Raw genomic sequence first — 7,502 nt, forward strand, 5'->3', positions numbered from 1 at the left:
AAAAGGGGCGCCTCCCAAGGCGCCCCTTTTTTCATTCCATCGCTTCAACGATACCAGGGCCCTGCCTCATCCAACGCCGGATACAGCGCCCGCGCCTGCACCATCACGCCCTCCTCCAGCACCCCGTCATCCACCAGTGCCTGCAAGCTGGCCAGCACCACGCTGAAGCGGTCCACCTCGAAGAACTGCCGCAGGCGCTGACGCGTATCACTGCGCCCGAAGCCATCGGTACCCAGCGTCACATACGGCGCCGGCACGTACTCGGCGATCAGTTGCGGCCAGGCGCGCACGTAATCCGTGGCGGCAATCACCGGCGCGTCACCGGCCAGGCACTGCGCCACATGACTGCTACCGCCCAGCCCCAACCGCTGGGCGCGCTGTACATCCCGCGCATCACGCGCCAGTTCGCTGAAGCTGGTCACACTGAACACCTCGCTGGCCACACCCCAGTCTGCGGCCAGCAGTTCACTGGCGGCGATCACCTCTCGCAGAATCGCGCCGGACCCCAGCAGGCGAACCCGCCCATGGGCGTGCGCCACCGGCTGCTCGGCAAACCGATACATCCCGCGCAACACGGCCTCATGCACCTGGGCCGGCAATGACGGGTGTGGATAACGTTCATTCATCACTGCCACGTAGTGGAACTCGTCGTACTGCTCCACCATCATCCGCTGTGACGCGTGCGCCAGGATCACCGCCAGCTCGCCGGCAAAGCACGGCTCCCAGGCACGGCAGTTGGGCACCATCGCGGCCATCACCAGGCTGGAGCCGTCCTGGTGCTGCAAGCCCTCCCCGCCCAGCGTGGTACGCCCCGCCGTGGCCCCCAGCAGCAGGCCGCGCGCACGCTGGTCGGCAGCGGCCCAGATCAGATCACCGACCCGCTGGAAACCGAACATCGAGTAATAGATGTACACCGCCAGCATCGGCTCGCCATGCACCGCATAGGACGTGGCGGCCGCCACCCAGGACGAGATGGCGCCGGCTTCGGTGATGCCCTCCTCCAGCAACTGCCCGTCCTGCGCCTCCTTGTAGGAGAGCAGCGAGCTGGCATCCTCGGGTTCGTAGCGCTGGCCATGGGGCGAGTAGATGCCGATCTGGCGGAACAGGCTGGCCATGCCGAAGGTACGTGCTTCATCGGCCACGATCGGCACCACACGCGGCCCCAGCTCCGGCGCCTTGAGCCACGCGCCGAGCATGCGCACCGCCGCCATGGTGGTCGACATGGCCTTGCCTTCGGCCTGCAGCGCAAAGCCGCCCATGGCCTGCAGCGCAGGCACCGGCACTGCCCGCGCCTGCGCCCGCCTTGCCGGCAAGCTGCCGCCCAGGGCCGAACGGCGTTCGCGCAGGTAGCGCATTTCACGGCTGTCATCGGCGGGACGGTAAAACTGCAACTGCTCGACCTGTGCATCACTGAGCGGCAGGTGGAAGCGGTCACGAAACGCCAGCAGGGCCTGCACATCGAGCTGCTTGGCCTGGTGCGCGGTCATGCGCGACTCACCGGCGGCACTCATGCCGTAGCCCTTCTTGGTCTTGGCCAGGATCACCGTCGGCCGCCCCCTGCAGGCCTGGGCGGCGGCAAACGCTGCATGCAATTTGCGAAAATCATGCCCCCCACGCTTGAGCGCGTTGATCTCGGCCGAACTCATGTTCGCCACCAACTGCTGCAGCGCCGGGTGCTGATTGAAGAAGTGCTCCAGGTTATACGCGCCATCATTGGCACCCAGGGTCTGGAACTGGCCATCGGGCGTGGCGGCCAGCTGGCGCAACAGCACATGCTCGCTGTCGCGGGCAAACAACGCATCCCATTCAGAGCCCCACAGCACCTTGATCACGTTCCAGCCGGCACCGCTGAACAACGCCTCCAACTCCTGGATGATCTGCCCGTTGCCGCGCACCGGGCCGTCGAGGCGCTGCAGGTTGCAGTTGACGATGAAGGTCAGGTTGTCGAGCTTCTCGCGGGCGGCCAGGGTCAGGCCGGCTATCGATTCGGGCTCGTCCATCTCGCCATCGCCGAACACGCCCCATACCCGGCGCCCGGCCGTGTCGGCAAGGCCACGGTGCTGCAGGTAACGCATGAACCGCGCCTGGTACACCGCATTCAGCGGGCCGATGCCCATGGAGCCGGTGGGGAACTGCCAGAAGTCCGGCATCAGCCAAGGGTGCGGGTAGGAACACAGGCCGCCGCCACCGACTTCCTGGCGGTAGCCGGCCAATTGCGCTTCGCTCAGGCGCCCCTCCAGAAAGGCCCGCGCATAGATCCCGGGGGCCGAGTGCGGCTGGAAGAACACCAGGTCGGCATTGCGCTGTTCGCCACCCTCGTCGCCACGAAAGAAGTGCTCAAAGCCCACCTCGAAGATTTCCGCCGCCGACGCGTAGCTGGCGATATGCCCGCCCAGGTCGCCGTAGGCATGGTTGGCGCGCATCACCATCGCCAGCGCGTTCCAGCGCAGGATGCTGGTGATGCGCTCGTCCAGCTCCAGGTCGCCGGGGTAGACGCCCTGATGCTCCAGCGACAGCGTATTGCGGTAGGCCGAATAAGGTTGCGCGCCGCGCTCAAGCCCCAGCTCACGCGCGTGCGCCTCGAGCTGTTCGAGCAGAAAGCGCGCACGGGCCGGGCCACAGTGGGCCAGGGTCGACTCCAGCGCCGCCAGCCACTCGGCGGTTTCGCCGGGGTCGCTGTCATCGGGCAGGCCGTCGGCCGGCACAAGGTTCATCATTGCCACCATTGCTCAGACCTCATCCGTGACGGGTTCAGGCGCACGCCTTGAGCGCCTGTTGCACATCGGCCAGCAGGTCTTCGATGTCCTCCAGCCCCACCGAAAACCGCACCAGCCCTTCGCTGATGCCGTAGTGCGCACGCTCTTCTGGGGTATAGCTGGAATGGGTCATGCTTGCCGGGTGCTGGGCCAGGGATTCGGCATCGCCCAGACTGACGGCGCGGCTGAACAGTTGCAGGGCATTCATGAAGCGCCGCCCGGCAGCAATGCCGCCCTTGAGCTCGAAAGCGATCATGCCGCCCGGCAGGCGCATTTGCCGCTGCGCCAGCGCGTACTGGGCAAAGGTTGCAAGCCCCGGGTAGTGGATCACCTCCACTTGCGGTTGCCCGGCCAGGAACTCGGCCAGCACCTGGGCGTTGGCACAGTGGCGGTCCATGCGCAGGTTGAGCGTCTTGATACCGCGCATCAGCAGCGCGGCGTCATGCGGCGAGAGCACCGCGCCGGTCATGTCCTTGAGCCCTTGCAGGCGTATGCGGTCGACCAGCGCCTGGCTGCCGACCACCAGCCCAGCGGTGATATCGCCATGGCCGCTGAGGTACTTGGTCGCCGAATGCACCACCAGGTCCGCACCCAGTTCCAGCGGGCGTTGCAGGTACGGGGTGCAGTAGGTGTTGTCGACCACCAGGGTGGCGCCGTGCTTGCGCGCGATGCTTGCCACACCGGCGATATCGGCCATGTGCATGTTCGGGTTGGCGGGCGACTCGAAATAGATCACCCGCGTGGCCGGGTTCATGGCCGCTTCCACGGCCAGCAGGTCGGCCATGTCGACGTGGCGCAGCTTCACCCCGAATTCGCCGATGCCATGGTGCAGAAAGGCAAAGGTGCAGCCGTACAGCGTATTGCCCAGCAGGACCTCGTCGCCGGGGCGCAGCAGTGTCCACAGCGTGGAGGTGATGGCGCCCATGCCCGAGGCCAGCGCCAGGCCTGCTTCGCCGCCTTCCAGGCTGGCGATGCGGGCTTCCAGCAGGTTCAGGGTGGGGTTGGAGATGCGGCTGTAGAAGTGCCCCGCCTGCTCGCCGGCGAAACACGCGGCGCCGAACTCCACCGTGGGGAAGGCGAAGGTCGCCGTCTGATACACCGGGGGCACCAGCGCCCCGCCGTGGTCCAGCGGGTCATAACCGTGGTGGATGGCGCGTGTGGCAAATCCTGCGAGCTTGTTGGAGCCGTTCATGGCAACCGCCTCTTGTGGTTTGTTATAAGCTTATTCCACAGGCCAGCGTATTTTTTTCCAAAAGCGCCCACGGCTTGTTGTGATTACTGACATAAAAACAACAAAAACAGGCTTTGGAGGGCAAGACATGCCTAGCACCCTCGACCGTACCGATCGTGCGCTGTTGGCCGCGTTGCAAGACAACGCACGGCTGACCGTCGCGGAACTGGCCGACAGCGTCGCACTGACCACCTCGCCCTGCTGGCGACGGGTCAAGTTGCTGGAAGAGTCGGGCTACATCACCGGTTACCAGGCGATTCTTTCGCCCAAGGCACTGGGCTTTGGCGTGACGGCGTTCGTCAGCATCATGATGGACTCGCACACCAAGGATGCGGCCCGTGCGTTCGAGCAGCGGCTGATGGAGATTCCTGAAATCGTGGCGTGCCACAACATCTCCGGGCGCTATGACTTCCTGCTGGAAATACTCGCGCGGGACCTGGAGTCGTTCGGCGAATTCACCCGCGAAGTGCTGCAGCGATTGCCGGGAGTGAAGGAAATCTATTCGAGCTTCTCGTTCAAGGCGGTGAAGGAGAAAAGGGTGATTCCGGTGTCGGAGAAGCACATATAGAGCGGGGCTTGTGCGGCGCATCGCGGATGCATGGCATGGTCGAACCGCAGGCCTGATTTATCACCGGACTTATGACTACTTCTTCCCTCAGCTTGGCACCGGACTACGGCTGAACAGGCAGCAGCCGGCATATCAAAACCGCCTCGCGCTTCAAGATGACCATGTCGAGATCAGGAGGATCCACATGGCTCAAGACAATGCATATCACCTATCAGAAGGTCTCTGGATCACCGCAGCGGCGCCTGATCGAATACCTATCTCGCCAACCGGAGGTGGTGGCGGTGGACCGGGCTACGGCGGCTGGGGCTTGTACGAAGGCCGTCCTCGCGGAACCGGAGGCCCCGGCAAGAATCTTGCTCAAGAAGTTTCTGCCCGCAGAGTCCTTGACGAAGAGCGTCAGGGCATTGATCGGCAGTATGCGGATCAGTACGCGCCGCTCATCAAAAAACTTTCTGCGCAGACAGCAGCAGAACGTACGCAGGTACGCAACAAAGCCAATGCTACGGGAGCGTCAACCCTTTCCAGGCAACTGGCTGAGCAACGTGGCCTGAGCGCACTCATCGGGCAAAAGCGAGACCGCTATCTTCAGATACTGCCCGACGCACTGAGCTTCTACGGCGCACCAGCATTCTATAAACGCTCCGACTCAATGATGAGCCGGATCTATGACCCGGGTGTATTCACCCAAAAAGGAGAGGCATTTGCCAATGAGCTCTGGTCCCGATTGGAAAGGTCTACCGATGGCGCTTACCGCTTACATCTCGAAGCCGAATCTATTCGCATACTGGCCGAAGATCTTCAGGCACTGGCTACCCAACTAGACCGGACAGAGCTGCAGACCCCGCCAGTCGACTTGGCAAAGGCGATCAAACGCCGGACTGAGCAAATTGGCTTTGAACGGCAGGTATGTTTCGAGTGCCTGCCCAACTTTCTCCAACATGAACTGGTCAAGTCCACCTCAGTTCCGGCCAGCCATAGCCTCGCCCAAGCAATTACCGCTTATCTGGCGAGTGCTCGCACGCAGACCGCAGCAAAACAGCGCGCTATCCCGACGTTCACTACAGCCAATCCAACTATCAAAAGCCCGCTCTCCAAGCCGCAACTCGAGGCACTTCACCATCTAGTGGCGGAGCAGAAACTCCGTCGTGCCGGGGCGCGGTGGCGGGATTACCATGCAGCAATGACTCAGACGGAATCCATCCGTTACCTGCAACGGTTCACTGTCGCGCTGAGTGGGCTTCACCTTCGAGCATTGCAAGTCGAAGCGCTGCAAAAAAGCCACGATGTTGAGCAGGTTCGTTTGCGCCAAGCGCAAGATGCCGCGCGCAAGGCAGAGATTGAACGCAAAGCCAAGGAAGCCGAACGCTTGAAAGCCGAGGCTGAGCGAAAAAGGATCAGTTACAGCGCTTTGGGCAGTGCATCTGCCTCGTTTCCGCTGGTGCTGCCCATTGGCACTGCGGCCTTCGCGATTGCTCAGAGCGCCTACATGGAGCTACAACATGCCACGCGCATGGCCGTAGCCGCTCTCGCTCAATCGGCAGCACCGGCGCTAAGCAGACTGTTGGTTGGTGCCTTTTCCCTTGCTTGGCCAGCAGAGCTGGGCAACAGCGAGCGGCGTTATCTGATCAGCACACCGCTCGCGGACCTTTCACCACCAGGGGGGCCAGACCTGGTAACACTGGCGATGACCGCCGATAGCGTGGACATGCCTTACCTGCTGAGCGGCAGTGAAGAGGCGGATGAGCTGAGCCTTTACGTGGAACCCGGAGGCCGAGCGGTTGCCGTGCGTGCCGCCAGCTTTGACAGCGAACGGCAGGTGTACAGCCTGGCACTGGATAACCCGCAGCGGATTCTGACCTGGACACCCGTCAGCGCTCCGGGGAGCGAACAGGGAAGCTCGACCAGCCTGCCGCCAGTTCCGCCAGGCACTGTCGTTTATACCGGTAGCAAGCCTAACCCCGTACGCACTGAATCAGAAAGCTATCCTGCGCTGGATCTGCTGGATCAAGAGCGACTGATCATCACGTTCCCGATTGATTCGGGATTGCCACCTATCCTTGTGGTGTTCAAGAGTCCACGGTTTGAGCCGGGATTCGCCACCGGCACGGGCCAGCAGATAACCGGGCGTTGGCTAGGAGAAGCGACGCAGGAGGAAGGGGCCGCCATTCCGGCACCTATCGCTGAACTACTCAAAGGTAGGGAATACCGTAATTTCAATGCGTTTCGAAGAGCTTTCTGGAAGAGCATTGCCAATGATGGTGAATTGTCGAAGCAGTTCAACGATAGAGACCTCCGTCGGATGAAAAAGCATGGATATGCCCCAACGGCGCCTTACAGCGATAGGCATAGAACTCAAACGTCCTACGTACTTCATCACATCAGACCAATAAGCGAAAGTGGAGGCGTCTACGATATGGATAACCTTAGAATCGTTACACCTTCAGCCCACTACACAATTCACTATGGAGGCAAACAATGATCATGAAAAATAACTTGAGTGACTACACAGAACAGGAGTTTTTAGATTTCATAGCTGAAATTGACCGCGCCAATGAGGACGAACCTGAACAGGTGCTTTCACCATTACTGATGCATTTTTCAAAAATCACGGAACACCCTGCTGGCTATGACCTCTTGTATAAGCCGGCAACAAAACAGGATGGCGAACCAAAGGAGATTCTCCGAATCGTCAGAGAGTGGCGGCTAGCAAACGGAAAATCCGGATTCAAGCCCGCCTAAAAATGCATAGCCGGCTGAACACCGCAGCGATTGCCGGGAGTGAAGGAAATCTATTCGAGCTTCTCGTTCAAGGCGGTGAAGGAGAGGCGGGTGATTCCGGTGTCGGAGAAGCATATTTGAAGGGGGGTATCAGACGTAACCCCGCGCGATCCGACGCCTGGTAAACAAGGCTGGCAACGCCGATCTGCCAGGCCATGGTGCGTTGCAA

General features: G+C 61.6%; 5 protein-coding genes and 1 pseudogene. 4 read left to right on the plus strand and 2 right to left on the minus strand.

The annotated features are described in order from the left end of the window. Positions 1-44 precede the first annotated feature (44 nt). Positions 45-2,726 carry an alpha-ketoglutarate dehydrogenase gene (gene mdeB / locus KUO17_RS03245; RefSeq protein WP_217973586.1) on the minus strand — a complete coding sequence of 894 codons (2,682 nt, stop codon included), beginning with the start codon at positions 2,724-2,726 and terminating at the stop codon, positions 45-47. Between the two features lie 25 nt (positions 2,727-2,751). Beyond that, a complete protein-coding gene (locus tag KUO17_RS03250) occupies positions 2,752-3,948 on the minus strand; it encodes a methionine gamma-lyase (RefSeq protein WP_217973587.1) in 1,197 nt (398 codons plus the stop codon). A gap of 127 nt (positions 3,949-4,075) precedes the next feature. On the opposite strand from KUO17_RS03250, the gene KUO17_RS03255 reads away from it, so the two are divergent. The 4 genes and pseudogenes from KUO17_RS03255 to KUO17_RS03270 all read left to right on the plus strand — a co-directional run. After that, entirely contained in the window at positions 4,076-4,555 is a 480-nt protein-coding gene (locus KUO17_RS03255; protein WP_217973588.1) for an Lrp/AsnC family transcriptional regulator, read from the plus strand. A gap of 184 nt (positions 4,556-4,739) precedes the next feature. Next, positions 4,740-7,034, plus strand: coding sequence for an S-type pyocin domain-containing protein (locus KUO17_RS03260; protein ID WP_217973589.1), 2,295 nt, complete (start codon positions 4,740-4,742; stop codon positions 7,032-7,034). Then, on the plus strand, positions 7,031-7,294 hold the full coding sequence (locus KUO17_RS03265) for a bacteriocin immunity protein (protein WP_255263379.1): 264 nt from the start codon (positions 7,031-7,033) through the stop codon (positions 7,292-7,294). Before KUO17_RS03260 ends, KUO17_RS03265 begins: the two co-directional genes overlap by 4 nt. A 24-nt stretch (positions 7,295-7,318) precedes the next feature. Further along, positions 7,319-7,414, plus strand: a pseudogene (locus KUO17_RS03270) (AsnC family transcriptional regulator); the annotation flags it as partial. Positions 7,415-7,502: the final 88 nt, after the last annotated feature.

It is taken from the genome of Pseudomonas aegrilactucae (assembly GCF_019168305.1).
Lineage (GTDB): Bacteria > Pseudomonadota > Gammaproteobacteria > Pseudomonadales > Pseudomonadaceae > Aquipseudomonas > Aquipseudomonas aegrilactucae.